This is a genomic window from Methylovorus glucosotrophus, from assembly GCF_009858335.1.
Lineage (GTDB): Bacteria > Pseudomonadota > Gammaproteobacteria > Burkholderiales > Methylophilaceae > Methylovorus > Methylovorus glucosotrophus.
This window is the reverse complement of sequence record NZ_VMSE01000001.1, coordinates 1,370,841-1,396,437: the sequence shown is the minus strand read 5'-3', so window position 1 is coordinate 1,396,437 and position 25,597 is coordinate 1,370,841. Positions and strand designations below refer to the sequence as shown.

Genomic DNA, 25,597 nt, shown 5'->3' with positions numbered 1-25,597 from the left:
ATTCAGTTTATTTCTAAGGATGACACATGGGATTTCTAGCCGGAAAACGTGCTTTGATCGTTGGCTTACTCAGCAATCGCTCCATTGCTTATGGCATTGCTGAAGCGATGAAACGGGAAGGTGCTGAACTTGCCTTCACTTATCAGACCGAAAAATTCGAAGAGCGCGTTGGCAAGCTGGCCGCCGACTTTGATTCAAAGATCGTGCTGCCCTGTGATGTAGCGGATGATGCCCAGATTGACGCCTTGTTCCCCGCGCTGGCCAAACACTGGGATGGCGTGGACATCATCGTCCACTCCGTTGCCTTTGTACCAAAAGTTGCACTGGATGGCGACTACCTGGAATCGGTCACCCGCGAATACTTCCGCATTGCGCACGACATCAGCTCCTACAGCTTTGCCGCACTGGCCAAGGCTGCCATGCCCATGATGGAAGGTCGCAATGCCAGCCTGCTGACCATCAGCTATCTGGGCGCTGAGCGCACCCTGCCCAACTACAACGTCATGGGCGTAGCGAAAGCCAGCCTGGAAGCCAATGTACGCTATATGGCTCAGAGCCTGGGGCCTAAAGGCATACGCGTTAATGCAGTGTCTGCCGGCCCCATCAAAACGCTGGCAGCATCTGGTATTGCCGGCTTTGACAAAATGATGGGCTTTAACGAGAAGCACGCCCCTCTGCGCCGCAATGTCACCATTGAAGAAGTCGGCAATGCATCCGCATTCCTGTGCAGCGACCTGGCTTCCGGCATTACCGGCGAGATCACTTACGTCGATGGCGGCATGAATATTACAGCCGCCGGCACCATGGACTAAGTCCTTGTAGGCTTCGTAGTGCAGTATCTGCAATAAAAAACGCCCGGATTACCGGGCGTTTTTTTCGTCCATGCATGAGCGCTTCATGCTTGGCTCTGAAATCGATGGCCAACAAAAAAGGCGGGTTACCCCGCCTTTTTTTGTTATGCCTGATACGACAACAGTACCTTACTGGTCGCCAGTTCCGCTACTCAGCAACAACCGGCTATTCACCGTAATCTTGCTCTTGTCTTTCAGAGATTTCACATAAGCAGCAACATACTCCGAAGCCAGGGCCGCTTGCAACTCACGGGCGGATGCCTTATCGGCATCCTCATTCGCTGGAGGAGTGTTCACGCCATTCACCTTGATCAGCAGGTAGCCCTTGTTGCTATCGGCCACGCCAGCATAGGCAGGCAGCTTGCTCACATCAATCTTGAACGCATTGTTCATGGCGACATCCGTCAGACCTTGTGCGTTGCTACGGTCAATCGTGACAGGTGGAATCCAGTCCAGCTGTGGTGATTTACCCTGACGCAGATCTGCCAGCGCAGCTTCGCCCTTTTTAATCGCCAGCTTCGCAGCCAGCTCTGCTTTCAGCACACCCTCAATACCCGCCTTCACTTCTTCATAAGAACGGGGAGCCGCGGGCTTGTAATCAACAACACGAGCCGAAATCAGGTTATTGGGAGACACTTCCACTGCTTCGGTATTGCGCTTGTCTTTCAATACCTCTTCTGCGAATACCATATTCATTAGCTTGTCGCTCTTGAAGTACTTGGCACCATCTGCATGGCTGATCCAGTCGGTATGTTGCACTTGCAAACCAAACGCGTCGGCCACGGGTTTCAAGCTAGTTGACTGTTCATAGACCATGTTATTGAAGCTCTCGGCTTGCTCTGCAAACAGCGCAATTGCCTTCTGATAAAGCAGCTCAGCCTTGATTTGCGGCTTGGCAGCATCGAAGCCTTGCGATTGACCAGTAATTTCGGTCAGCTTGATGATGTGATAACCAAATTCGGATTCCACCAGGTTGCTGATCTCACCAGGCTTCATTGAGAATACAGCATCTTCAAATGGCTTCACCATCATGCCACGACCAAAACTTCCCAAATCCCCACCCTTTTCGGCAGAGCCTGGATCCTTGGAGTACTTCTTGGCAAGATCGGCAAACTGATCAGGATGTTGACGCACTTGTGCCAATACTTCCTCAGCCTGCTTTTTCGCCTGCTGCTTGGCTTCAGTGGTCGCACTCACGCCGAAACTGATCAGAATGTGGCTGGCACGACGCTGTTCGTTACCCTGAAATTTGGCAGCGTTTTCGTCGTAGTATTTTTTGACTTCCTCATCCGATACTTGCACTTTCGGAATAAGGTTATTGGATGAAAACAGGACAAACTCAAGCTTGACCTGCTCAGGCACCTTGAACTTGTCTTTGTGCTGATCATAGTAGGCTTTGATCTGGGCTTCATCGACCTTCACCTGGTCAAGAAAATCGGCTGTCTTTATTTCAGCAATTGTTACTTCGCGTTGCTGGTGTTCCGTAGCCAGGGTTTGCTTGCTGATGGGTTCCGGCAGGTAGGCCAGGGCAGCCAGGCCCTCTCTCGCTTGCTGGACAAGCAGATCGGTACGCATGGTGGATTCGAATTGAGAAGGTGTCAGCCGGTTGCTGGTCAGCAAACGGTCATAGGTTTCCTGTGAAAACTTGCCGTTTTCCTGAAACTCGGGAAGGGTAATAATGTGGTCACTCAGGGCAGCGTCGCCAATAGCAAAATGGCTCTTGGTTACGGCATTATTCAGCAGACGATTGATAATCAGACGGTCAAGTATGGATTGCTTGACGTCAGGCTGTTCCAGTACGGATGGATCGGTTTTGCCCTCTGCTTGCAATTGATTACGCAAGCGCTGCATCGAGTTATTGTATTCCTGCACGGAAATCGACTCGCCATCTACCTTGGCAATCGACACACTGGATCCCGCATCTCTAAGATAGGTATCAATACCAACAATGGCAAACGGGATGGTAACTGCAGCGAGGATAAGTTTAGCAAGCCAACTTTTAGAACGCTCACGAATTGCTTCCAACATAACGATACGCCTTATTCTTCAATGACCTTAAACAGCCGCAAGACCTGGGTCTCTCAGCCAATAACTTAATCGGAGAATATACCATACTCGGCATGGCAATGGCGGCTGATGCCACCATAGAAACGCTAGATTAGGAGGGAGTAAATGAAAAAATACGGTGAGCTAAAACAGAGAAGCCCGCGTTTATAAAAACGCGGGCTTTGGATTCTCTGGCGGAGTGGACGGGGCTCGAACCCGCGACCCCCGGCGTGACAGGCCGGTATTCTAACCAACTGAACTACCACTCCTAAAACTTGCGCAGGAGCATGCCTGTGAGCTTGCTATCGCGATGCTGATGATTATATGGTGGGTGCTGACGGGGTCGAACCGCCGACATTCGCCTTGTAAGGGCGACGCTCTACCAACTGAGCTAAGCACCCATTTTGCTCATCAGCAAAGAACGCTAGTTTACAGCATCCTTAAGGGCTTTGCCAGCTCTAAATTTGGGGGAATTGGCAGCCTTGATCTTGATGGTGGTACCGGTACGAGGGTTGCGGCCATTGCGTGCCGCGCGTTTACCTACATAGAAACTACCGAAGCCGATCAGGGTCACGATGTCCCCTTTTTTCAATGCCTTGGTAACAGCAGCAGTAGTTGCATCCAACGAACGACCTGCCGCAGCTTTGGAGATGCCTGCAGCCTTAGCGATTTCATCAATCAGTTCAGACTTGTTCACGTATAACCCCTTTCGACGATTATTGAATACAGGACCGAATCCCCCTGTGAAATGCTTTATAACAAGCCGTAAAAGCTTGTGTCAAGCTTTTACGGCAATTGCCTTAGTGGGTTGTGATTGCAGAAACATCCTTGGCAGGCAACTCACCCTTGGTATCAGGCAGGGCCTCAGGCTCTTCCTTGGGTTGAGGTACACGTTCGAGCGCTAGTTCAAGCACTTGCTCAATCCATTTGACCGGATGAATTTCAAGGCAACTCTTGATGTTTTCAGGTATTTCCACCAGATCTTTCACATTCTGATCGGGGATCAACACTGTCTTAATGCCACCACGATGCGCTGCCAGCAGCTTTTCCTTCAGGCCACCAATCGGCAACACCTCGCCACGCAGGGTAATTTCACCCGTCATGGCAACATCAGCACGCACCGGAATGCCCGCCAGTATGGAAACCAGCGCGGTGGTGATGGCAATACCCGCACTTGGGCCATCCTTGGGGGTTGCACCCTCAGGCAAGTGAATATGGATGTCGTTCTTTTCGTAGAAGTCTTCCGATATTCCCAATTGCTTGGCGCGGCTACGCACCACACTCATGGCCGCCTGAATCGATTCCTGCATCACCTCGCCCAGCTTACCGGTAGTGGTAACTTTACCCTTGCCTGGCAACAGGACAGACTCAATGGTCAGCAATTCGCCGCCCACCTCGGTCCAGGCCAGACCTGTTACCTGCCCTACCTGGTTTTCCTTGGCCGCTACACCATAGTCATAGCGCTGAACCCCAAGGTACTTGTCGAGGTTTTTAGTGCTGACCACAATCTTGCGCGGTGTTTTGAGCTTGCGCGACTTGGCGGTCAATAACTCCTTCACTACCTTGCGGCAGATTTTGGAGATTTCCCTATCCAGACTACGCACGCCCGCCTCACGGGTGTAATAGCGCACGACATCGCGAATCACAGCCTCAGGCACACTGATTTCACTGTCTTGCAAGCCATGGGTCTTGATCTGCTTGGGCAGCAGATAACGCATCGCGATGTTGACTTTCTCATCTTCGGTATAGCCAGCCAGACGAATGACTTCCATGCGGTCCAGCAAGGGCGCAGGAATATTGAGCGAGTTGGCCGTAGCGACAAACATCACATCCGACAGGTCATATTCGACCTCGACATAGTGATCCACAAAGGTATGGTTCTGCTCAGGATCCAATACTTCCAGCAAGGCTGAGGATGGGTCTCCGCGGAAATCCTGGCCCATCTTGTCCACTTCATCCAGCAGGAACAAAGGATTTTTGACGCCGACCTTCGCCATGCTCTGCAAAACCTTGCCAGGCATAGAGCCGATATAGGTGCGACGATGGCCACGAATCTCGGATTCATCACGTACACCGCCCAGTGCCATACGCACAAATTTGCGGTTCACTGCCTTGGCAATGCTTTGGCCTAGCGAAGTTTTACCCACACCAGGAGGCCCTACCAGGCAAAGAATAGGCGCCTTGAGCTTATCCACGCGCTGTTGCACCGCAAGATACTCAACAATCCGCTCTTTAACCTTATCCAAGCCATAATGATCCGCATCCAGAATATCTTCTGCGGTACCAAGATTCTGGCTGATCTTGGTTTTCTTCTTCCATGGCAGATTCACCAGGGTTTCGATGTAGTTGCGGACCACAGTCGCCTCTGCCGACATAGGCGACATCATCTTGAGCTTCTTCAGCTCAGCGTTGGCTTTAGCGGTGGCTTCCTTGGTCATTTTGGCCGCTTTGATGCGCAGCTCGAGCTCATCGAGCTCAACGCTCTCATCCTGCTCGCCCAGCTCTTTCTGGATAGCCTTCACCTGCTCATTCAGATAGTACTCACGCTGGCTCTTTTCCATCTGGCGTTTCACGCGGCCACGAATACGCTTCTCGACCTGCAGAATGTCAATTTCAGACTCAAGCAGGCTCAGCAAATGCTCCAGACGTGCAGATACGCTGAACATTTCGAGAATGCGCTGCTTTTCCTCAAGCTTGAGGGTGAGATGGGCGGTAATGGTATCTGCCAGACGACCTGCATCGTCAATGGTTGCCAGTGAAGTCAGAATCTCAGGAGGAATCTTCTTGTTCAGTTTTACGTACTGATCAAACTGGGTAAACACAGTCCGCATCAAAGCCTGGGTTTCGCTGTCATCTTCGGCGTCATTTTCAATGCGCACAGCCTTGGCCGCAAAGCAATCCTGCGTTTCCACAAACTCGGTAACGCGGGCGCGATCAACGCCTTCAACCAGCACCTTGACGGTGCCGTCAGGCAGCTTAAGCATTTGCAGAACCGTAGCAATGGTGCCCACCTCATACAGATCAGCCGCATCTGGCTCGTCTTTGTTGGGGGATTTCTGGGCAACCAGCAAAATTTCTTTGTTATTTTCGGAAGCGAGTTCAAGCGCTCTGACGGACTTGGCCCGACCGACAAACAGGGGGATAACCAGATGAGGATAGACCACCACATCGCGCAGCGGCAGAAGCGGCATCAAACCGGAATCAGCGGAGAAAACTGGCAATTCTTGATCAGTCATTGAGGAAACCTTCAGTGTTGGCCGCGCACAGCAACATACCGTGCGCGTATGTTAGTCAATTGGGGGCGAACACCGGCGCTTCAAGAGCCAGTACGAAAAAAGCATGATGCGAAAGAACGTGAGGTGCGGGAGCAGACAATCGCCTGGCTCCCGCCACCATACCGGCCAGTTAGCTGGCGGATTCTGCAGTCCGAGCTTCCTCGGAGTAAATCATGATGGGAGGATTATTGCCTCGAACGACACCTTCATCGACAACCACTTTGGTGAGGTTGGAAATGGAAGGCAGGTCAAACATGATCTCAAGCAAAGCGTGCTCCATGATGGAGCGCAGGCCACGAGCGCCTGTTTTGCGTTCCAATGCTTTCTTGGAGATCAGGCGCAGAGCAGATTCACGGAACTCGAGTTCCACGCCTTCCATCTTGAACAGCTTGGCATATTGCTTGGTCAGAGCATTCTTGGGCTCAACCAGAATCTTCATCAAGGCGTCTTCGTCCAGCGATTCCAGAGTGGCAATGGCGGGCAAACGGCCAACAAACTCAGGAATCAGACCAAACTTGATCAGATCTTCCGGCTCAACTTCACGCAATACTTCGCCGACTTCGCGCAGATCATCCTTGCTCTTCACTTCAGCGCCGAAACCAATGCCACCCTTTTCCGAGCGACGGCGAATGATCTTGTCCAGACCATCAAATGCGCCACCGCAAATGAACAGGATGTTGGTGGTATCCAGCTGCACAAACTCCTGATTGGGATGCTTGCGACCACCTTGTGGAGGAACTGAAGCGACCGTACCTTCGATCAGTTTGAGCAGGGCTTGTTGCACGCCCTCGCCCGATACATCACGGGTGATGGAAGGATTGTCGGATTTACGGGAAATCTTGTCGATTTCATCGATATATACGATACCGCGCTGGGCTTTTTCGATGTCGTAGTCGCATTTTTGCAAAAGTTTTTGCATGATGTTTTCAACATCTTCACCCACATAGCCCGCTTCGGTCAGCGTGGTCGCATCGGCCATGACAAACGGCACATCCAGAAGACGTGCGAGAGTTTGAGCCAGCAAGGTTTTACCCGAGCCTGTTGGGCCAATGACCAGAATGTTACTCTTGGCAATCTCAACCTCATCCTTGTCTTTCGTCGCAGACTGGTCCAGACGCTTGTAGTGGTTGTATACCGCTACTGCCAGGTTTTTCTTGGCTTGGGTTTGACCGATAACATACTGGTCAAGGATATTGCAGATTTCTTTGGGAGTAGGCAGGTCGCCATTAGGCTTCAGGCTGCTATCGCCCTGCACTTCTTCACGAATGATGTCATTGCAAAGATCCACGCACTCATCGCAGATGAATACGGATGGACCGGCAATCAGCTTTCTGACTTCGTGCTGGCTTTTACCGCAGAACGAGCAATATAGTAACTTTTCGCCTTCGGCTTCTTTAGTCATGAAACTATCCTAATCTGAAACGCACGACACCATCTTAAGCGGCATCAGTACGACTTGCAATCACCTTGTCGACCAAGCCGTAGTTGACGGACTGTTGCGCGCTCATAAAATTATCACGATCCGTATCGCGCTCGATAACATCGACTGGCTGACCAGTGTGGCTGGCAAGAATCAGGTTGAGCTTTTCACGCAGGTAGAGAATCTCTTTGGCGTGAATTTCGATATCGGAGGCTTGGCCCTGGAAACCGCCCAGAGGCTGGTGAATCATCACGCGCGAGTTGGGCAGGCAAAAACGCTTGTCTTTCGCGCCTGCCGTCAGCAACAAGGCACCCATGCTGGCAGCCTGACCGATACAAAGCGTACTTACATCCGGCTTGATGAACTGCATGGTGTCGTAAATGGCCATGCCTGCCGTGACTGAGCCGCCAGGGGAATTGATGTAGAGCGAGATATCCTTGTCTGGATTTTCCGCTTCCAGAAACAGCAATTGCGCGACCACCAGGTTGGCAGTCATGTCATTCACCGGCCCTACCAGAAAAATCACACGCTCGCGCAACAAGCGGGAGTAGATGTCGTATGCACGCTCACCACGCCCACTTTGCTCGATCACCATGGGGATATACCCCAGGCCTTGCGGTTCCCACTGACTTTGCATGCTCATTAAGCATTCCCCATCAAATCGTCAAATTTAACCTTCTTGTCGCTTACTTTGGCAGACTGCAATACCCAGTTAACCACGTTTTCTTCGGTAGCCAAAGAAGCTGGCTCATCCAGACGCTTGGGATCATCGTAGTACCAACGAACGACATCTTCAGGACGCTCAAAGCTCTGCGCAAACTGATCCACCATGGCACGCACTTGCTCGGCATTGGCCTGCAATGAATTCTTGTTAACCAGTTCTGACAGGATAAGACGCAGACTGGCGTTACGCTTGGCTTGCTCTTCAAACATGGCAGGATCAAGGGTAACCGTGCTTACATCCACACCACGCTGTTGCAGATTGTTCTGGGTAGCCTGCATCACGCGATTGGTTTCTGCTTCAATAATCGCTTTCGGCAATTCAAGCGCTACATTCTCAATCAGCGCCTGGAATACTTGCTCTTTCACCTTGGCACGCACGCGCTTGGCAACTTCCTGCTCCAGGCTTTGCTTGATTTCAGCCTTCATCTTTTCAACATCGCCATCTTCCACACCCAGACCACGGGCGAAGTCAGCATCCAGTTCAGGCAGCTTGGCTTGTTGAACAGTATTGAACGTCACTTCATAAGTGACCGTCTTGCCAGCCAATTGTTCCGGCTTGTGGTCTGCTGGATAGGAAATATCAAATGTTTTCTGGCTGCCCACCTTGTTACCGATCAGTTGATCGTCGAACTCAGCCACGCGGCCACCTTCACCCAGGATCAGGTCCAGGCCCTGCTCAGAAGTACGCTCGACCTCATTGCCATCAATCAGGGCACGCAGCGCGATATTCACTTTATCGCCCTTTTTGGAAGCACGTTTCACTGGCTCGTAAGTGGCGCGCTGTTTCAGCAGAACATCCGTAGTTTTTTTGACATCGGCTTCGCCGATTTCAAGAACAGGACGTTCGATTTTGACCTTGCTCAAGTCACCAATTTCAAATTCAGGGAACACTTCAAAGGTGGCCACATACTCAAAATGCTCACCACCTTCGGATTGCTTGGGCTCAATATTTGGGTAGCCGGCAACACGCAGCTTGTTCTCTTGAACAGCCTCGGTAAATGTGCGCTCAACGGCACCCGAAAACACCTCATCACGCACCTGGGCACCGTATTGCTGATAAACCAGCTTCATTGGCACCTTGCCTGGGCGGAAACCTGGCAGCTTGGCGGTTCTGGCCAAACGATTGATCCGCTGAGTCACTTCTTCCTCGATAGGCTTCAGTGGCACCGAAACGGTAATGCGGCGCTCGAGATTGCTGATGGTTTCAACGGTTGCTGCCATGCTGTATTCCTTAAAAACTAAAGAAGTTGTCTGGTGCGAAAGGAGAGACTCGAACTCTCACGCCTTGCGGCGCTGGAACCTAAATCCAGTGCGTCTACCAATTCCGCCACTTTCGCCATGATTTGGGCCGATTGCAGCATCCGGCGCTTTGCCGGAGGGGTGGCTTTGCAGCACCCGCAATCAAAATTTCAGTGTTTAACCCCGCATGGGGAATAAACCATTTTTATAAAAGAGTGCCATTGTAGCTCACTCCTGCCGCGCAGAAAACAACATCGTGCAGTATCAGCAGGCCTTGCATTGACAGCATGCAGCACAAATAGCATGATGCAGAGGCGTTCTGATTGTTCTGCCCTTCGGGTCAGGGCTGGATCGCATACTATTACCACGGTTACTTAGGATTCAAACAACACCATGCACAGCACTATTAATCAAGACGAAATCAACATGTTGCGCTCGGAGCTCGAGCTGCTGATGCGCGAGCGTCATGCATTGCTCAAGGTCGCCGGTGCCGCAGCAGGGCTGATCGCGGAACTTGACAGCCATGATCTGCCGCAAAATACGGTGGAAGCCGCTGAGTTGCTTGCAACCAGCATCAACAGCCTCAACGAAGAAACCCTGCAAGACGCGCTCGCCTCCGTTCACGCCGCCATCGTCGAATAACGACGGAATACCCCACTCGCAAATTGCCCAGTTCTGCCTTGCCATGTAATATCCTGCGAGGTGGAGAGGGCAATGCATTGATTAAAATAAAAACAACCAAAGCCGCAACATGCGTTACTTTATTGGCCGGATTATGGCTGATTCCCGGATGCGGCTTTCAAACATATAACGCAAAACCACTGGACGCGCGCGTCAGTGCCCAGCGCTACTTTGCCCATCAGCCTGACAGCCCTGAGTTCAGACAGTTTCTGCTCGACAGCGGATACCCCGAAACGCAGATTCCTGTTGCCGCATGGGGCATGCGTGAACTCACCCTCAGCGCACTTTTTTATCACCCTGACCTGGATCTCGCGCGGGCGCAATGGCGTGCAGCCCAGAGTGCCGAGCTAACCGCAGCCCAGCGGCCCATTCCTGGCCTCAATCTTGATAGCGAAAAACATAGTGACCACGCCGGCGGAATTTCGCCGTGGACATATGGTTTGAGCATCGACATTCCCATCGAGACAGGTGGCAAACGCCAGGCAAGGATTGACCGGGCAGAAAGTCTATCCGCAGCGGCGCGTATAGAGATTGCGCAAACAGCGTGGCAAGTACGAAGCCGCGTACATCAAAGCTGGCTTGATTTCCGCTATCACTCGCAGTTGCTTGCCTTGCTGCAACAAGAGCTGAAACTGCGCGATGAAACCACCGCCATGCTGGAAAAACGGCTGCAATCAGGCATGGCCTCGTCTATTGAAGTCGCCAATTTCCGCGTGTTACGCCAGAAAACCCAGCAAGCCATCGAATCTGAAAAAGGCCGCCTTGCCGAATTGCAAGCCGTGCTTGCGAGCAACAGCGCCCTTCCCCTCACGACGTTCAAGCAACTCACCTTGCAGCCGGCAGCTTTTGATCAGGCATCTCCACTTCCCCCTGAAACACTCACCAGCCTGCGGGATGCCGCCATGCTGAACCGGCTGGATTTGCGCGCCGCGCTGGCACGATATGATGCCGCCGAAGCCAAGCTGAAACTGGAAATTGCCCGCCAATACCCTGACCTGACACTGACACCGGGCTATAGCTATGACCAGGGCGACAAGATCTGGTCACTGGGTATCTCGGCGCTGATGACCATGATTAACAAAAACCGCGGATTGATTGCCGAGGCAACAGCCCTGCGCGATGTTGAGGGCGCACAATTCCAGGTATTGCAGGCCAGCATCATCGCTGAGCTGGAGCGCGCCGAAGCCGCCTATGCAGCGACATGGCAGGAACTGGCACGGGCCCGCGAGTTCGTCACGACAGCGCAAGCGCTGACACGCCAGATACAAAGGCAATTCGCCGATGGATATGCCGACCGGCTCAGCTTGCGCACCACCGAGCTGGAAGCCTTGCTTGCCAGCCAGCATTTGCTGGATGTGCAATACAAGCTATACCAGGCCCTGGCAGCCCTTGAGCAGGTGGCACAACGACCACTGCTTGATGAAAACAACATGCCCGAAAATCTTAATCCGCTGCTCGCGCAGCCCAATTCCTGATGCAAGCTGGAGTTATGCATGAATCGTAAAATCATCACCATCATCAGCCTGCAGGCCATTCTGATCATCACCATGTTCTGGGTGATTGTGTTCTACGGCAAGGATGAATACGAGGCATACACGCGGGAGCAGGAAGAGGAAATCGAAAACCCCAGCCGCGTCACCACCGAGCATGGTGCCACCATCGTTACCCTCAATGCCGAAGCCCGCCAGCAGAGTGACATTCAACTGGGCAAGGCACGACCTGCCCAGCAATCAGCCCGCCTGCCTGCGCTGGGTACCGTGCTGGCGATCGATGGACTGATTGAACTGCGCACCCGCTACATGGCATCGCGTGCCGACGCCCAGCAAACCCAGGCATCGCTGCAAAATACCCGACAGGAATACGAGCGGCTGCAGCAACTCAACCAGGATGACCAGAACGTCTCCATACGCGCTGTCATGGCGGCAGAAGCGCTATATAAAACCGACCTGGCCAAACTGCAGGCGGCCAATACTGCATCACGCAATGCAGAGGATGCGCTGCGCCAGCAATGGGGAGCCACCCTGGCAACAGAGGCTACCAAAGACCGTAGCGCGCTGCTGGATGCCTTGTTGAGTTACCGCGAGGTGCTGATACGCATCACCCTGCCTTTTGATGCGCCTGAGCCTTCAGCCGGAAGCCATCTCAGCCTGACGCCCACCGGCAGCAGCGGGCAAGCTGTGCAAGCCAGCTTTGTTTCCATTGCCCCGGTTAGCGATGCCGGCCTGGCAGGCAAAACCTATTTCTACCGGGCCAGTGCTTCGGCCTTGCGATCCGGCATGCGCGTGAGCGCCAGCCTGACGACCAGCCAGGCCCATAGCGGCATGCTGATACCCGCCAGTGCCGTGGTTTGGTATGGCGGCAAGCCTTGGGTTTACATACAAACAGCGCCGGACAAATTCAAGCGCTTGTCAATTGAAGGCGCCGCTGAGGCAGAAAATGGCTGGTTTGTCGCCGGCGTACTGCAGCAGGACAGCGTAATTGTGGTGAGTGGCGTGCAGCTTTTATTGTCAGAAGAGTTGCGCTATCAGATCAAAAACGAGAACGAGGACTAAGCATCTTGAACCTCGCCGCCGTTAAGCCTGATTTATCTGGCTCACCCTTCGTTGGCCCCACCCTCATGAAGGGGATGCTGCCATGATGTCCGCGCTCGTCCGTTTCTCCATCCGCTTTCATGGCGTCATCATAGGCCTTGCCAGCCTGATGGTGATCTATGGCCTGTATAGCCTGTCGCGCAGCAATCTGGATGTATTCCCCGAGTTTTCGCCCACTCAACTGGTGATTCAGACCGAGTCGCCAGGCATGTCGGCCAAACTGGTGGAGTACCTGGTCACCCAGCCACTGGAAAACACCATCGCCGGGACAGTAGGCGTTGACAAGATACGCTCGCAATCCATCCCCGGCCTGTCAGTGGTGACGGTGCTGTTCAAACCCGGCACGGATGTCTATCGCAATCGCCAGGTAGTCGCCGAGCGTCTGAGCACGCTGACCAGCCAGCTGCCGCATGGCGTCGTGCCTAACATCACCCCGCTCACCTCTTCGGCCAGCACGGTGCTCGGCATAGGCGTGACCTCAGACAAACGCACATTGACCGAACTGCGCACCCTGGTGGACTGGACCATTCGTCCGCATCTGATGGCGGTGCCTGGCGTGGCCGATGTGAATGTGTTCGGTGGCAAAGTGCGGCAATTGCAGATCCAGGTGGATCCGCAACAGCTCATCCGCTACAACATCGGCCTGCAGCAAGTGATGGAAGCCGCGAGCAAAGCCACCGGCGTGCGCGGTGCTGGCTACATCGAAAACAAAAACCAGCGCATCATCATCAATAGCGAGGGGCAATCTTACACGCCAGAACAGCTGGCTCAGGTCACCCTGCTGCATCGCGAAGGCCAGACCATACGCCTGGGTGACATCGGCAAGGTGGTGGAGGGAGAGGCACCTTCCATCAGCGCGGCGCAGATCAATGGGCAGACCGGCATTTACCTCTCCGTACAAGGCCAACTGGGTGCCAACACTTATGCGGTCAGCCGTGCGCTGGAAAAAGCCATCGCCCAGCTCGAACCCAGCATGAACCATGAGCAGGTCACGCTGCATCCCGCCCTGTTCCGACCAGCCAACTTTATTGAAACGGCCATCCACGGGGTGCAGAGCGATATCCTGATTGGCTCGCTGCTGGTCATTACAGTGCTGTTCCTGTTTCTGTTCAATGCGCGCACCGCCTTTATTTCGGCTACCGCCATCCCGCTTTCACTGCTGACGGCCGTGGTCGTACTGCAGTTTTTTGATATCGGGCTCAACATCATGGTCCTGGGTGGGCTGGCCATTGCGCTGGGCGAAGTCGTCGACGATGCCATTATCGACACGGAAAACATTTTCCGCCGCCTGCGCGAAAACCGTCTGCTGGCGCAACCTCGTGCCATCCATCGCGTGGTATTCCAGGCATCCATGGAAGTCCGCAGCTCGGTGGTGTATGCCACGTTTATCGTCGCCCTGGTGTTCATGCCGCTACTCACGCTCAGCGGCGTGGCAGGCAAGCTGTTTGCTCCGCTAGGCCTGGCTTACATCAGCGCCATCCTGGCCTCGCTGGCCGTTGCCCTGACACTGACCCCCGCCCTCTGCTACATGCTGCTGGGCAAGGCCAGGCTGGAAACAGAAGACTCGCCGATGATCCGCTTTATCAAGCGACATTATGTGCGCTTGCTGTATCGCATCGAGGCGCATTTCAAACTGGTCTTGCTCATCACGCTCAGTGCCATTGCGCTGGGCCTGGGTATATTGCCCTTGTTCAAGAGTCAGTTCATTCCCAATCTGCATGAAGGCCACTACATCATGCACATGACGGCTGTGCCCGGCACCTCCGAGCAGGAGTCCTTGCGCATAGGAAAAAAAGTCGCTGAGACCATCAGCAGCATCAAAGGCGTGCGCTCAGTGGCGCAGTGGGTGGGGCGTGCGCCAAATGCGGCAGACACCTTTGGCACACACTACAGTGAGTTCGAAATTGAGATCGGCACCGTCTCCGGAGAAGAGCAAAACCGCATTCTGGAAGATATACGCGAAAAGATTTCCGGATATGACGACGATGGCCCGACCCCTCCGGGTTTTGTGGGGGTGAACTTTGCCATCAATACCTTTCTGACCGAGCGCATTGAAGAAACTATCTCAGGCTACGCAGCCGCTCAGGTAATCAACGTGTATGGACGTGATCTTGATGCTCTGGACCGCGATGCCCAGGCCATTGCCACCGTGGTATCGCAGATATCCGGCGCAACCGATGTGCTGGTGCAGGCGCCGCCAAGCACTCCACAGCTCAGCATCCGCTTGCGGCCACAGAGCATGCTGCAATGGGGACTATCGCCTACAGATGTGCTGGACACCATCCGTCTTGCCTATGAGAGCCTGCCCATCTCGCAGGTGTATCAGGCAAACCGCGTGGTCGGGGTCAGTATTGTGCTCGAGCCTGAAAGCCGTCAGCGCATCCAGCAAATCGGCAACCTGCCGCTGATCAATAACGAGGGTCGCCTGCTGTATCTGCGCGATATCGCCGATATTACTCAGGAAAACGGGCGCTCCAAAATATTGCACGCCGATGCCAAGCGCATCCAGACCGTGACTGCCAATGTGACGGGACGCGACATTGAAAGCTTCAGCGAAGAAGTCAAAACCCGCATACGGGATGAAGTCGAACTATCGCCCGGTAACTACCTCGCGTTTTCTGGCGAGGCGGAAGCCCAGGCACAGTCCCGTGAAGATTTGATGGTGCACTCCTTGCTGGCAGTCGTCGGTATTTTCCTGATGCTCTACATTGCCTTTGGCCAGCTGCGCAATCTGCTGCTGACCTTTGCCAACCTGCCGTTTGCCCTGATTGGGGGCGTGATTGCCGTGATACTCACTGGCGGCTGGATCTCGCTAGGCTCACTGGTTGGGTTTGTTACCCTGTTCGGCATTACCTTGCGCAATGCCATTATGCTGGTCTCGCACTACCAGCATCTGGTCGACAAAGAGAACATGGTATGGGGCCTGGAAACCGCCATTCGCGGAGCATCCGAACGCTTGCCATCCATCCTGATGACCGCACTGGTGACCGCATTGGGGCTATTGCCGCTGGCAGCCGGTAGCGGCCAGCCCGGACGCGAAATCGAGGGCCCGATGGCGACTATTATTGTGGGTGGCCTGGTCACCTCCACCCTGCTCAACCTGCTGATCTTGCCCACCATCATGCTGCATTTTGGCCGCTTCAAAAAAACCAGCATGGCATAGGAGCAAATATTGCTTGATAAAACGACGTATGGAATTTCTCCCTAAAAAAAACCAGGCGCGGTTTCGCGCCGTCAGCATTGCCATTTCAGCCTTTTTCCTGCTGGACCTGGCCTTGCTCGGCACTACCTTCCTGCTGTCAGACCAGGTCAAGGAAAACGCCATTGTCATCAACCTTGCCGGGCGCCAGCGCATGCTATCGCAGCGCATGGTCAAATGCCTGTTGCAACTGGAACGTGCGCCTTCGGATGAAACCGTCAAACAGGCCAGCCTGCAGGAGCTGGAACTCACCTACCATTTGTTTGATACCACACTGCGCAGCTTTACCGACGGCGGCACGACCACAGGAACCGAAGGCCTGCCGCAAAAAGTAAGCAAGGTAACCCAGCCCAAGGCACGTCTGTTGCTGACGCAGGCGGAGACCCTGTGGTCACCCTACAGGTCGGCGATAGAAAATCTGCTGGCTGACCAGACCATGGATAACGCCAAGCTCAATACTGCCGTTAGCCTGGCCCTGCAACAAAATCAGGAATTGCTCCGATTGATGAATCAATTGACAGGCAGCCTGGAAGCCAATGCCGTCAACAAAACCAAGGAAGTGCACTTCCTGCAGACGCTCATGCTCAGCATGGCGCTACTCAGCTTTTTATTGGTAATGCTATTGATGAAGAGTGAACTGAAGCGTGCCAACAAGCAGCGGGAAACCCTGGACAAGATTATCGACACCATCAATGCCGGCATCCTGATTCTGGATGAGCATGACAAGGTGCATGCTGCCAACCAGCCCGCAGCGCAGCTTTTTGGCTATGACGACAAGCAAGCCATGCTGGGCCTGCGCAAGGCGCACCTGCTGTTCGAGTGGGATAAGCAGCTACTGGGCAGGCGGCAGGATAGCGCCACCTTTTATGCGGCCATGCAGGAGTCCGACTTTCCTCTTGAAGAAAGCCCGCTGAAGGTCGTGACCATCTCGGATATCAGCCAGCAACGCTCGGTGGAAGCATCTCTCAACAAGCTGGCTTACTATGACGCGCTCACGGGCTTGCCCAACCGCCTGCTGTTTGAAGACCGCTTGCATCAAGGCATGTTTGCCTGCAAGCGCCAGGGCAGCAAACTGGCGGTGCTGTTTGTGGATCTCGACAAGTTCAAAGAGGTTAATGACAGCTTTGGCCATCACATTGGCGATCTGCTGCTGAAGGAGATTGCCAGACGCCTGCGCAGTCAGCTGCGGGAGGAAGATACCGTATCGCGACTTGGCGGGGACGAATTTGTGATTCTGCTGAACTCCATCAGCTGCGTTGAAGACAGCGAGAGGGTCGTGCGCAACCTGCTGGCGGCGTTACGAGCCCCATTTACCACCGAATCCGTGACCCTCTATCAGGAAGCCAGCATCGGTATCTGCATTTATCCCGACCATGCGCAGGATGAAGCCACCATTGTTAACAAGGCTGACCAGGCGATGTATATCGCCAAGCGCGACAGTCAGCGGCACTATGCTTTCTTTTCAGAAATCGACGCCGCTGACGCCTGAGATTTAATCGTATTTGATGTACTTGAAGCGTGGGTCGTCGTTCGGCGTGCCTTCCAGCGCCCCGCCCTCCTTGCCCGGCTGCCACTGAATCACGGATTCGATTTTGGCGGCCAGCGTCCAGTCCTTGTCGGTGATGCCTTTGGCACTGTGGGTGCAAAGCTTGACGATGACAAAGGCATAGGACACCGTCAAATCAGGGTGATGCCAGGCGGCCTCCGCCAAATGGCCCACGGTATTCACTACCATCAGAGTCGCTTTCCAGCCGCTGGTCTTGTATTTGCGGCGAATCCAGCCATCCTCGTAAAACCAGTGCGGAAACTCGGCCGCAATTTTTGCCTGGATTTCAGATTCGCTGTACACGCGATCCTGGGTATTAGGTGTATCCACGAGATCACTCATGATTGAATCTCCTTGTCGATGAAAAATGCGGCCACTGCACCGCGGGCGGATTTAATTCCAGGCGCAGCGCACAGCCACGGCGCCCTGCTGCAATTGCTGCAAGGAATCACCCTGCTGCAACACATGGGAATCCTGCTTGTGGACGACCCAGGTCTTGAATGCTTGCCCGACGACATAATCGCCCAGATGTGTGTCGACCAGGCCATCCTTCACCAGGCGCTCCAGTGAGACTTCGCTGGCCTCTGGACGGTCCGACTTCACCAGCAACAGGTGCTCGGCACCAAGCCGACTGGCAAGCCAGGCAGCAAGGCTATCAGACGTCACATCCCAATTGGTGGGAATCGTCTCGTCTGCGCACACCATGCGCGACGGCAGCCACACCAGGGCACGATGCTGCCAGCCACGCTCGGCTATCTCCAGCTCGCTGCTGGCAGTCACCAGTGCCGGATTAAGCCCGGTGAGCAGGATGCCATACTGATCCATAGCCATTACCGCCATCTGATGGGCGACGGGGTCGGGAATGCCGGTTTTGGTCTGGGCACTGCGCACGGCATCGGCAAACACTCCGCCGCCGGGCACGATAATGAACTTGCCATCGCTGTGCTGCGCAATCATCTCCAGCCATTGCGGCAGCTCAGGGGAGCCCAGCAGGCTACCGCCCAGTTTAATCACCCACATATCACCCTGCTTTCTGAAAATGTGCGACCAGTTGCAACATGGAAGACGCCTTGTCCCAGGTTTCGCGGTACTCTTTTTCCATCACGGAGTCGGCGACGATACCGCCCCCGGCCCAAAAGCGCAGACTGTTATCAGAGAAAACCGCGGTACGGATGGCGATATTGGTATCCATATTGCCATCAAAGCCCATGTAGCCGATGGCGCCGCAATAAACGCCGCGGCGATGCGGTTCCAGCTCTTCGATAATTTCCATGGAGCGCAACTTGGGGGCTCCGGTAATGGAACCGCCGGGAAAACTCCCGCGCAAGAGATCCACCGCTGTGGTGCCCGGCGAAAGCTCACCGCTGACCGTGCTCACCAGATGATGCACATTGGAAAAGCTTTCCAGCGCAAACAGTTTGTCTGCCCGCACCGAGCCCACGGCGCAGCTCTTGCCTATGTCGTTGCGCAAGAGATCGACAATCATCAGATTCTCGGCCCTATCCTTGAGACTCTGCTGCAAGTCATATGCATTGCTGGCATCCTGCTCTGGGTCTTCCGCTCTGGGCCGGGTGCCCTTGATGGGGCGTGTTTCCACATGCCCATCTTTCACCTGCAGAAAACGCTCAGGCGAGCCAGACAGAATCTGCACCTGCGGAAAATTCAAATACGCCATGAACGGTGCCGGACTATGCGTGCGCAGGTAACGATAGGCTTGCCAGGCATCACCCTTTGCTTGCACCGAAAAGCGCTGCGCAAGGTTGACCTGGTAACAATCGCCTTCATGGATATAGCGTTTGATACGATGAAAAGCCTGCGCATAAGCCGCTTCATCCAGATTGGATTGCAGCGCGCTGCTGACCTCGAACGTACCCGCGGTATCAGGTAATGGGGCTTCGAAGAGTCGACAGAGTTCAGCCCAGGTCTGTTCGGTGGAGGGGTGACGCTGATGCGAAACCAGCCAGGCCGCCTGCTCGCGGTGATCCACCACCACCGCCCAGTCATAAATGCCCAATTGCAATTGCGGGATATGCTCGGCATCCTGCGCGAGCTCCGGCAGCGTCTCAAGAGTGCGCCCCAGGTCATAGCCAAAATAGCCAATGGCCCCGCCTTCAAAGGGCAGTTGCCCCGGAGGCGTGGCGGAAGCAGCCAATATCTGATTGATCAGGGCAAAGGCATCCTCATGATGATCATGGCTACCTGCATCATCCGAAATCGTCGTCACGCCATCTGTCGTCGTTATACGGATATAGGGCCGCGCTGCCAGGATGTCGTAACGGCCATAAGCACTCCCCGGCTTGCCGCTGTCCAGAAACACCGCCCACGGCTCATGCGCAATCCGCGCAAACAGCACCGCGCTATCGGGCGCATAAGGAATGGCGTGCTTAAGCATGCTGTACCGCCAGGTAAGCTACCGCATACGCGGGCAGACAAATGGCCGCCCAGCGCTGTACATCTTCATCCACCGCTTGTATCAGGGTCTGCACTTCAATGTATTTCCTGTGTAATTGTGCCGCCAGCTCAGCAACCAGAAAACGTCCGGCGCCCGCGCCCACCATCGCGCCAAAGCCGGTTTGTGGATGCAGGGATGCGCTGCGCAAGAGCGCTTCGCGCAAGGTATCCAGCTGGGCATGCTTGAAGGCATGCGCCAGCAACAGCCAGGCCTCGGCTTCAGCATCGCCCAGATCGTGGCCTATCATGCGTGCCAGCCTGCGGGCGCTGTCTGCCGGGGTTTTACCTGCACCATCCGCAGTGGCCGCCATGTCATGGGCCTCGTCCAGATCCCCTGTAAGACGGTAAACATCCGCCGTGGTTGCAAAATGTTCGGCGGCAAGCGCGTAATACTCGCCGCCGAAGCTGATGCGAGGCGTCACGGCCATGAGCGGCGTGCGCACCACGCCCGTATAAACCAGCTCACCCGCCCGCATGCGGGCAGCATCGCTGTAGCCGCGCGGTGCCGGTTTTGAGGAAACCAGCGAGACAATATCGGCCGTCGTGCTGCCAATGTCTACAAACACCCCATGCTCAACCTGGCGTGCCACAAAATCGGCACTGGCCAGCCAGTTGGCAGAGGCAACGTCATTGGCGTAAAAAGACACATCGGCCAGGGCAATAAATCCCTGGCGACCCGCGTAAAAGCTGAGCTTGCCTATCAATTGCTGACTTAAGACATCGGCGATTTGCATGACACCGCTCAGCCGGTCAGGAAAAATATCAGCGAGCTCGCCGGTCATGGTGACCACATGCTGCTGCGGATAAGCCGGTAGCTGGTCCAGCACCTGGTGCACGGCGGCGGACAATCTGTCCAGACCCTGCCAAATGGGGCATGCCACCTGCACCACGCGCAGCGCGACCCCATCCGCATTCAGCAGGGCTGCCTTGAGATGGGCACCACCCACATCCCACCCCAGCGTAAGGGGGCGATCTGCCATCAGATTAGACATGAGTAGAGACTTCCACGAGATGACGGTTGATCGGAGGTAAACTAAAGTCAGGATTATAGAACAAGTCCATGATCAGGCGCGCCGGATTAAGGCCTGTGGCGGCTTGCAGCCCCACGTACGAGGTCGTCAATCGCGGATTCACTTCCAGTATGTGCAAAGCCCCCGTGGCAGTCACGATCACGTCCACTCCCACATAGCCTGCAAGGTCTGGCATGGCCTGGGCAACCCCTTGTGCCAGCTCAGCAAAGGCTTGCCAATGGGCAGCCATGCCATTCAGCACGCTGCCCGCATAGGAAAAGCCTGCGTAAGCGCCCTGCTGTTTCAAGCTGATCTCTTGGCGATTGCAGCTCAACAACCAGGCTCGCCCATGCAGACAAAGCATGGAAAGACTTGCGGCCTCCCCTTGCACATAGGCTTGAACGGTATGGGAGGCATGGTCTTTTATCCAGTCGGCGTAAGATGGCCAATCCTCAAAATAATAAGTCTCTTCCGCGCCGGCCCCATCGTCCGGCTTTGTCACTAGCGGAATAAAGCGCTCAGCTGTCAGTATTTCCTTGTTCAGCGTGGACACCACGGTCAATCCCGCATCACTCAAGAGACGCAGGGTGGCGGACTTGCTGCTAGCGATTTGAATGGCGCTGCCGGGATTGCCCAACACTCGCTTGCCCAGCTTTTCCGCCATCAGGGTCAAGCGTAACAATATGCCTTCCGTTTCCGGCGCGATCAACCAGACCGCGTCGACCCCTTGCATGGCGACTTCCCATACATTCCAGGGGTCATCATTCACCCACAGCACTTCAACTTCCGCATACGGACAAGGAACACGGGTATCACAGGTGAGCACAATCTGCAGGTCAGCCAACGCAAGCAAATCAGCCAGCAAGGCGTCCCGCATCATTGTGCCTTCCTTAGCCAGCGACTGCGGCAAAGGCGCACGGTATAATCCGCCGCCAGTGATATATTCACATACCAGTATCTTCAAACAGCGCGCCTCACCAACATGAACATCATCCCCGTTATTGATCTTCTTGAGCACCACGTCGTGCACGCAAAGCGTGGGGAGCGGCAACATTACCGCCCCATTGAGTCCGGCCTGTGCGACAGCAGCGAGCCGCTTGCCATTACCCGGGCACTGCTTGAATTATATCCGTTTGATACGCTGTACATTGCCGATTTGAATGCGATTCAGGGCAAGCCCGCGCATGTGGATGAGATCGCACTTATCCGCCAGCATTATCCTCAATTGCGCATCTGGCTGGATGCTGGCTTCAAAAACACTCGCGATCTTCTGCCGTGGTCTGGACTTGAAGTGACCCCTGTCATCGGCAGTGAAAGCTTGCCGGATATTGGCGCCTATCAAGAATTGATAAGCGAAGGCGTTGCCCATGTGTTGTCGCTGGATTTTCGGGGGGATCGCTATCAGGGGCCGGAAGCATTGCTTGATAATCCCCGGCTTTGGCCGCAGCAAGTGATTGGCATGACACTTGCCCATGTTGGCAGCAATCAAGGGCCGGACCATGCTCGGTTGCAACAGCTCATAAGCATGGCGCAGCATGGCAAACTCTATGGCGCTGGCGGGGTCAGGGACATTAACGATTTACAGCGACTGCGCGAACAAGGCATCGCAGGTGCTCTGGTGGCAAGCGCCCTGCACTCAGGACAAATCAGCAGCCAGGATATTGCACGCATCAGCGTGTAGCTAAACCATCAGGAAATCTGCATTTGTCAGATCTGGCTGAACCCTCCCGAACAGGATTATTCAGCTAAGTATTATTTGGCCTGAAATGGATGCCTGGATGCCTGGTAGTTTTTCAGCAGATAATCCACGCTGGGCTCACGCTTGATGGCCCCTTCCAGAGCCAATTTGGTAGCACGGTAATTCCATTCCTGGATTTTCCGGTCATCGTCTGCTTTGGCATCAATAAAGACACCCACGCAAATAAAGAGATTGTCCGCTTCATTTTCCGGGATAGTCCCTTCTGCGACGCAGTCCATCACCGCCATCGCCACTCCGCGTTGTGCGGGGCCAAACATTTGAACAGCCTGTTTGCCATTCTTGATCGTCACCTTGTTATACATCACGGTAGCTGGTTGCGTGCGGACATTGGGCGCAACCACGGCCAGCAAGCCATTGATGCCACGTCGCTGGGTTGTCAGCGTACGTGTGAATGCGCGCTCGGCGGCACTGCCTCGCGGCCCGATGATCAGCTCAATATGAGACACATTTTTGAGATCCATGTCTTCAATGACAAGAGCCTCGCCTACCAGCACGCGATCAATCACATGCGCAGATGACGCCTTGCCCTCGGGCTTCGTTGAAAACAATGTAAATAGACGATCCAGTATGGACATGATTAATCCTCTGTTTTTACTGGCAAAGAGAAGGCACAGAAGCTACAAGAGCAACTGTGCCTTAATGAAAAACGCCCCATTGTGTGGGGCGCTTTTGGACTTACTTAGCTTGGAAAGGATGGGCAGAAGCTTTGTAGTTCTTCAGCACATCAGCAACCTTAGGCTCGCGAGCGACAGCGCTCTTGATAGCTTGCTTGGTAGCTTGGTAGTTCCACTCTTGGATACGCTCATCGATATCAGCCTTGTGATCGATGAATACGCCAACGCAGATGAACACATCATCAGCTTCGTCTTGAGGAATGGTGCCGTCAGCAACGCAGTCCATCACAGCCATGGAAACGCCGCGTTGAGCTGGGCCAAACATTTGAACAGCTTGCTTGCCGTTCTTGATGGTCACTTTGTTGAACATCACGGTAGCTGGCTTGGTCATCATGTTAGGAGCCACAACAGCCAGCAAACCATTTACACCTTCTTTTTGGTCGGTCAGGGTACGGCAGAAAGCGTCTTCTGCAGCGCTACCACGTGGCCCGATGATCAAGTCGATGTGGGCAACATTCAAGAGGTCGAGTCCGCTACCGTCAGGACGGTTGTCAATCACAAGAGCTTCACCCACTAGAACACGATCAATAACAGCCATTTCATTCTCCAAATAAAAGTTTCCGCAGAAACAAAAATAGCATCGCTTGGTTAGCGGTGCCATACCTAGCCTACCGTCTGTTTAACGTCAAGCCATCAAAATTTTGCGCTAATTATACACAAAAGCGCGGCCGGATGCAGGCTAATTGAAGGCTTCCCACATATTCATCGCCACCATAAAAAAACCGCAGTTGCCTTTGTTAACGGCACACTGCGGTTTTTCTTTATCTCCGGCATGAAAAATACATGCCGAAGGCCTTCACGATTACTCCAGGTTAGCGTGGATAGCGCGCATACCTTCTTCTGTCAGGCCCTTGGCATGGATCAGCTCAGAGATAACGCCTTCCAGGAAAATCAGAGTGGACAGCTCGAACTGGGAGCCCATCGGCATACCCTTGGTCAGTGGGAAACTGTCATCCTGACCAATCTGGATAACCAGATCAGCGGCATCGGCCATAGGCGATGTTTTCTTCATGGAGATAACAACCAGCTTGGCACCCAGCGACTTGGCTTTCTTCACGAAAGGCAACAGAGTTTCAGTGCCACCAGAGCCCGAAACCAGAATCAGAAGATCGCCAGACTTGATGGCGGGGGTAACAACCTCACCCACCATGCTGACATTGTAGCCAGCGTGCACAAGGCGCATCGCGAAGAAACGCGAAACCAGCAAAGAGCGGCCAGCGCCACCGATAAATGTACGGCCAGCAGCTTCAACCAGCTTCAAGAGTTCAGCACCCTTGGTCTTGTCGGTCACATTGAGAATGCCGGACAGCTTGTCCAGAATAAATTGTTGATGATCCATTTGAATGTCCTTAATGACGGTAAGCGTTGATGTTCAAAAAAAATCCCGACACATTGCTGAGTCGGGATTTTTCATCACTACATTAAATTCCTAGATGGGTTTAATCCCTGGAATTTGATGCTTAGTGAGCCAGCGAAGTGATTTCAGCAGCAGAAGCAGCAGGATCAGCAGCACCGTAGATAGCAGCGCCAGCAACGATGATGGTAGCACCAGCGTCTTTAACTTGCTTAACGGTTGCAGCCTTAACGCCACCAGCAACAGAGATCTTAACGCCCAGGTTCAGACCAGCTACCAGAGCCAGGTCAGCAAATGGGGTTTGACCAGCAGCTTGTTGGTCCAGACCAGTGTGTACGCCGATGATGTGCGCGCCCAGCTTAGCAGCTTCTTGAGTACGAGCAGCTTTGTCAGCAACGTTGATCAGGTCGATTTGAGCTTCTTTGCCGTACTTGTTAGCAGCGTCAATTACACCCTTGATGGTGCCCAGGTCAGCAGTACCCAGAACGGTGCAGATGTCAGCGCCAGCCTTGTAGAAAGGCTCAGCTTCGTAGAAGCCAGCGTCCATGGTCTTCAGGTCAACCAGGATCTTGTTGTTTGGGAACTTGGCGCGCAGAGTTTCCAGCAGCTTGATACCGTTGTGCTTGATGCATGGGGTACCGATTTCCAGGATGTCCACGTGTGGAGCAACAGTGGTAGCCAGAGCTACGGTTGCGTCAAAATCCAGTGAGTCTAATGCCATTTGAGTTAATGCCACGATGTACTTCCTCCAGTTGGTTTAAAAAATTAAGTGCTTAGT

22 protein-coding genes and 3 tRNA genes are annotated in these 25,597 nt (G+C 54.1%); 7 read left to right on the top strand and 18 right to left on the bottom strand.

All coding sequences use genetic code 11. The annotated features are described in order from the left end of the window. Positions 1 to 26: 26 nt before the first annotated feature. Complete coding sequence (locus tag FNL37_RS06530; RefSeq protein WP_013442312.1) at positions 27 to 812, top strand: enoyl-ACP reductase FabI; 786 nt, start codon at positions 27 to 29, stop codon at positions 810 to 812. Between the two features lie 168 nt (positions 813 to 980). Here FNL37_RS06530 and FNL37_RS06525 read toward each other — a convergent pair whose 3' ends face one another. The 9 genes from FNL37_RS06525 to FNL37_RS06485 form a co-directional block, all read right to left on the bottom strand. Then, on the bottom strand, positions 981 to 2,879 hold the full coding sequence (locus tag FNL37_RS06525; protein WP_159355581.1) for a SurA N-terminal domain-containing protein: 1,899 nt from the start codon (positions 2,877 to 2,879) through the stop codon (positions 981 to 983). 210 nt (positions 2,880 to 3,089) lie between these two features. Beyond that, a tRNA-Asp gene (locus tag FNL37_RS06520) sits at positions 3,090 to 3,166 on the bottom strand. A gap of 56 nt (positions 3,167 to 3,222) precedes the next feature. Continuing rightward, positions 3,223 to 3,298 (bottom strand) — tRNA-Val (locus FNL37_RS06515). 23 nt (positions 3,299 to 3,321) lie between these two features. After that, entirely contained in the window at positions 3,322 to 3,594 is a 273-nt protein-coding gene (locus tag FNL37_RS06510; protein WP_013442314.1) for an HU family DNA-binding protein, read from the bottom strand. 103 nt (positions 3,595 to 3,697) lie between these two features. Then, complete coding sequence (lon, locus tag FNL37_RS06505) at positions 3,698 to 6,133, bottom strand: endopeptidase La (protein WP_013442315.1); 2,436 nt, start codon at positions 6,131 to 6,133, stop codon at positions 3,698 to 3,700. Positions 6,134 to 6,302: 169 nt separating this feature from the next. Further along, positions 6,303 to 7,574 (bottom strand): ATP-dependent Clp protease ATP-binding subunit ClpX, encoded by a 1,272-nt coding sequence (gene clpX, locus FNL37_RS06500; protein WP_015830147.1) that lies wholly within the window; start codon positions 7,572 to 7,574, stop codon positions 6,303 to 6,305. A gap of 34 nt (positions 7,575 to 7,608) precedes the next feature. Continuing rightward, positions 7,609 to 8,235, bottom strand: a complete 627-nt coding sequence (clpP, locus tag FNL37_RS06495) for an ATP-dependent Clp endopeptidase proteolytic subunit ClpP (protein ID WP_013442317.1) — start codon at positions 8,233 to 8,235, stop codon at positions 7,609 to 7,611. Then, positions 8,235 to 9,536 (bottom strand): trigger factor, encoded by a 1,302-nt coding sequence (gene tig, locus FNL37_RS06490; RefSeq protein WP_013442318.1) that lies wholly within the window; start codon positions 9,534 to 9,536, stop codon positions 8,235 to 8,237. Before tig ends, clpP begins: the two co-directional genes overlap by 1 nt. Positions 9,537 to 9,567: 31 nt before the next feature. Then, positions 9,568 to 9,652, bottom strand: a tRNA-Leu gene (locus FNL37_RS06485). Between the two features lie 295 nt (positions 9,653 to 9,947). Here FNL37_RS06485 and FNL37_RS06480 point away from each other — a divergent pair. From FNL37_RS06480 to FNL37_RS06460, 5 genes are all read left to right on the top strand, one after another. Next, positions 9,948 to 10,196 carry a hypothetical protein gene (locus FNL37_RS06480; RefSeq protein ID WP_015830169.1) on the top strand — a complete coding sequence of 83 codons (249 nt, stop codon included), beginning with the start codon at positions 9,948 to 9,950 and terminating at the stop codon, positions 10,194 to 10,196. A gap of 122 nt (positions 10,197 to 10,318) precedes the next feature. Further along, a complete protein-coding gene (locus tag FNL37_RS06475; RefSeq protein ID WP_244948220.1) occupies positions 10,319 to 11,710 on the top strand; it encodes a TolC family protein in 1,392 nt (463 codons plus the stop codon). A gap of 18 nt (positions 11,711 to 11,728) precedes the next feature. Continuing rightward, positions 11,729 to 12,787: an efflux RND transporter periplasmic adaptor subunit gene (locus FNL37_RS06470; protein ID WP_159355579.1), complete on the top strand. Its 1,059-nt coding sequence runs from the start codon at positions 11,729 to 11,731 to the stop codon at positions 12,785 to 12,787. Between the two features lie 82 nt (positions 12,788 to 12,869). After that, complete coding sequence (locus FNL37_RS06465) at positions 12,870 to 15,989, top strand: efflux RND transporter permease subunit (protein ID WP_159355578.1); 3,120 nt, start codon at positions 12,870 to 12,872, stop codon at positions 15,987 to 15,989. Between the two features lie 28 nt (positions 15,990 to 16,017). Next, positions 16,018 to 17,514 carry a diguanylate cyclase domain-containing protein gene (locus FNL37_RS06460; RefSeq protein ID WP_159355576.1) on the top strand — a complete coding sequence of 499 codons (1,497 nt, stop codon included), beginning with the start codon at positions 16,018 to 16,020 and terminating at the stop codon, positions 17,512 to 17,514. 3 nt (positions 17,515 to 17,517) lie between these two features. Here the strand turns inward: FNL37_RS06460 and FNL37_RS06455 are convergent, their stop codons facing one another. Genes FNL37_RS06455 through FNL37_RS06435 form a run of 5 tightly spaced genes read right to left on the bottom strand, consistent with a single transcriptional unit; the run spans position 17,518 to position 21,912 of the window. After that, entirely contained in the window at positions 17,518 to 17,913 is a 396-nt protein-coding gene (locus FNL37_RS06455) for a 4a-hydroxytetrahydrobiopterin dehydratase (RefSeq protein WP_013442330.1), read from the bottom strand. Between the two features lie 51 nt (positions 17,914 to 17,964). Then, positions 17,965 to 18,591, bottom strand: coding sequence for an amino acid kinase family protein (locus FNL37_RS06450; RefSeq protein ID WP_015830174.1), 627 nt, complete (start codon positions 18,589 to 18,591; stop codon positions 17,965 to 17,967). A 1-nt stretch (position 18,592) separates the two neighbouring features. Then, positions 18,593 to 19,963: an aminodeoxychorismate synthase component I gene (gene pabB, locus FNL37_RS06445; RefSeq protein WP_159355575.1), complete on the bottom strand. Its 1,371-nt coding sequence runs from the start codon at positions 19,961 to 19,963 to the stop codon at positions 18,593 to 18,595. Continuing rightward, positions 19,956 to 21,014 carry a hydantoinase/oxoprolinase family protein gene (locus tag FNL37_RS06440; protein WP_159355574.1) on the bottom strand — a complete coding sequence of 353 codons (1,059 nt, stop codon included), beginning with the start codon at positions 21,012 to 21,014 and terminating at the stop codon, positions 19,956 to 19,958. The genes pabB and FNL37_RS06440 overlap by 8 nt, the downstream gene beginning before the upstream one ends. Next, positions 21,007 to 21,912, bottom strand: a complete 906-nt coding sequence (locus FNL37_RS06435) for an ATP-grasp domain-containing protein (RefSeq protein WP_244948219.1) — start codon at positions 21,910 to 21,912, stop codon at positions 21,007 to 21,009. The genes FNL37_RS06440 and FNL37_RS06435 overlap by 8 nt, the downstream gene beginning before the upstream one ends. A gap of 102 nt (positions 21,913 to 22,014) precedes the next feature. Between FNL37_RS06435 and FNL37_RS06430 the strand changes: the two genes are divergently transcribed. Then, the gene (locus FNL37_RS06430) at positions 22,015 to 22,713 is read left to right on the top strand and encodes a HisA/HisF-related TIM barrel protein (protein ID WP_159355572.1); all 699 of its coding nucleotides are present in this window, start codon (positions 22,015 to 22,017) and stop codon (positions 22,711 to 22,713) included. A gap of 71 nt (positions 22,714 to 22,784) precedes the next feature. Here FNL37_RS06430 and fae (FNL37_RS06425) read toward each other — a convergent pair whose 3' ends face one another. From fae (FNL37_RS06425) to hxlA, 4 genes are all read right to left on the bottom strand, one after another. Continuing rightward, a complete protein-coding gene (fae, locus tag FNL37_RS06425) occupies positions 22,785 to 23,366 on the bottom strand; it encodes a formaldehyde-activating enzyme (protein WP_013442336.1) in 582 nt (193 codons plus the stop codon). Between the two features lie 100 nt (positions 23,367 to 23,466). Beyond that, positions 23,467 to 24,003 (bottom strand): formaldehyde-activating enzyme, encoded by a 537-nt coding sequence (fae, locus tag FNL37_RS06420; RefSeq protein ID WP_015830180.1) that lies wholly within the window; start codon positions 24,001 to 24,003, stop codon positions 23,467 to 23,469. Positions 24,004 to 24,267: 264 nt separating this feature from the next. Continuing rightward, positions 24,268 to 24,804 carry a 6-phospho-3-hexuloisomerase gene (hxlB, locus tag FNL37_RS06415; RefSeq protein WP_013442338.1) on the bottom strand — a complete coding sequence of 179 codons (537 nt, stop codon included), beginning with the start codon at positions 24,802 to 24,804 and terminating at the stop codon, positions 24,268 to 24,270. A gap of 121 nt (positions 24,805 to 24,925) precedes the next feature. Beyond that, complete coding sequence (gene hxlA / locus FNL37_RS06410) at positions 24,926 to 25,555, bottom strand: 3-hexulose-6-phosphate synthase (protein WP_013442339.1); 630 nt, start codon at positions 25,553 to 25,555, stop codon at positions 24,926 to 24,928. Positions 25,556 to 25,597 lie beyond the last annotated feature (42 nt).

Excerpts from the sequence above, each read along its gene's own strand:
- FNL37_RS06530 (WP_013442312.1), top strand. The coding sequence starts at position 27 with ATGGGATTTCTAGCCGGAAAACGTGCTTTGATCGTTGGCTTACTCAGC.
- clpP (WP_013442317.1), bottom strand. The coding sequence starts at position 8,235 with ATGAGCATGCAAAGTCAGTGGGAACCGCAAGGCCTGGGGTATATCCCC.
- FNL37_RS06455 (WP_013442330.1), bottom strand. The coding sequence starts at position 17,913 with ATGAGTGATCTCGTGGATACACCTAATACCCAGGATCGCGTGTACAGC.
- FNL37_RS06430 (WP_159355572.1), top strand. The coding sequence starts at position 22,015 with ATGAACATCATCCCCGTTATTGATCTTCTTGAGCACCACGTCGTGCAC.
- lon (WP_013442315.1), bottom strand. The coding sequence starts at position 6,133 with ATGACTGATCAAGAATTGCCAGTTTTCTCCGCTGATTCCGGTTTGATG.
- FNL37_RS06460 (WP_159355576.1), top strand. The coding sequence starts at position 16,018 with ATGGAATTTCTCCCTAAAAAAAACCAGGCGCGGTTTCGCGCCGTCAGC.
- FNL37_RS06465 (WP_159355578.1), top strand. The coding sequence starts at position 12,870 with ATGATGTCCGCGCTCGTCCGTTTCTCCATCCGCTTTCATGGCGTCATC.
- FNL37_RS06525 (WP_159355581.1), bottom strand. The coding sequence starts at position 2,879 with ATGTTGGAAGCAATTCGTGAGCGTTCTAAAAGTTGGCTTGCTAAACTT.
- tig (WP_013442318.1), bottom strand. The coding sequence starts at position 9,536 with ATGGCAGCAACCGTTGAAACCATCAGCAATCTCGAGCGCCGCATTACC.
- FNL37_RS06470 (WP_159355579.1), top strand. The coding sequence starts at position 11,729 with ATGAATCGTAAAATCATCACCATCATCAGCCTGCAGGCCATTCTGATC.
- pabB (WP_159355575.1), bottom strand. The coding sequence starts at position 19,963 with ATGCTTAAGCACGCCATTCCTTATGCGCCCGATAGCGCGGTGCTGTTT.
- clpX (WP_015830147.1), bottom strand. The coding sequence starts at position 7,574 with ATGACTAAAGAAGCCGAAGGCGAAAAGTTACTATATTGCTCGTTCTGC.
- fae (WP_015830180.1), bottom strand. The coding sequence starts at position 24,003 with ATGGCTGTTATTGATCGTGTTCTAGTGGGTGAAGCTCTTGTGATTGAC.
- FNL37_RS06480 (WP_015830169.1), top strand. The coding sequence starts at position 9,948 with ATGCACAGCACTATTAATCAAGACGAAATCAACATGTTGCGCTCGGAG.
- FNL37_RS06435 (WP_244948219.1), bottom strand. The coding sequence starts at position 21,912 with ATGATGCGGGACGCCTTGCTGGCTGATTTGCTTGCGTTGGCTGACCTG.
- hxlB (WP_013442338.1), bottom strand. The coding sequence starts at position 24,804 with ATGGATCATCAACAATTTATTCTGGACAAGCTGTCCGGCATTCTCAAT.
- fae (WP_013442336.1), bottom strand. The coding sequence starts at position 23,366 with ATGTCCATACTGGATCGTCTATTTACATTGTTTTCAACGAAGCCCGAG.
- FNL37_RS06450 (WP_015830174.1), bottom strand. The coding sequence starts at position 18,591 with ATGTGGGTGATTAAACTGGGCGGTAGCCTGCTGGGCTCCCCTGAGCTG.
- FNL37_RS06440 (WP_159355574.1), bottom strand. The coding sequence starts at position 21,014 with ATGTCTAATCTGATGGCAGATCGCCCCCTTACGCTGGGGTGGGATGTG.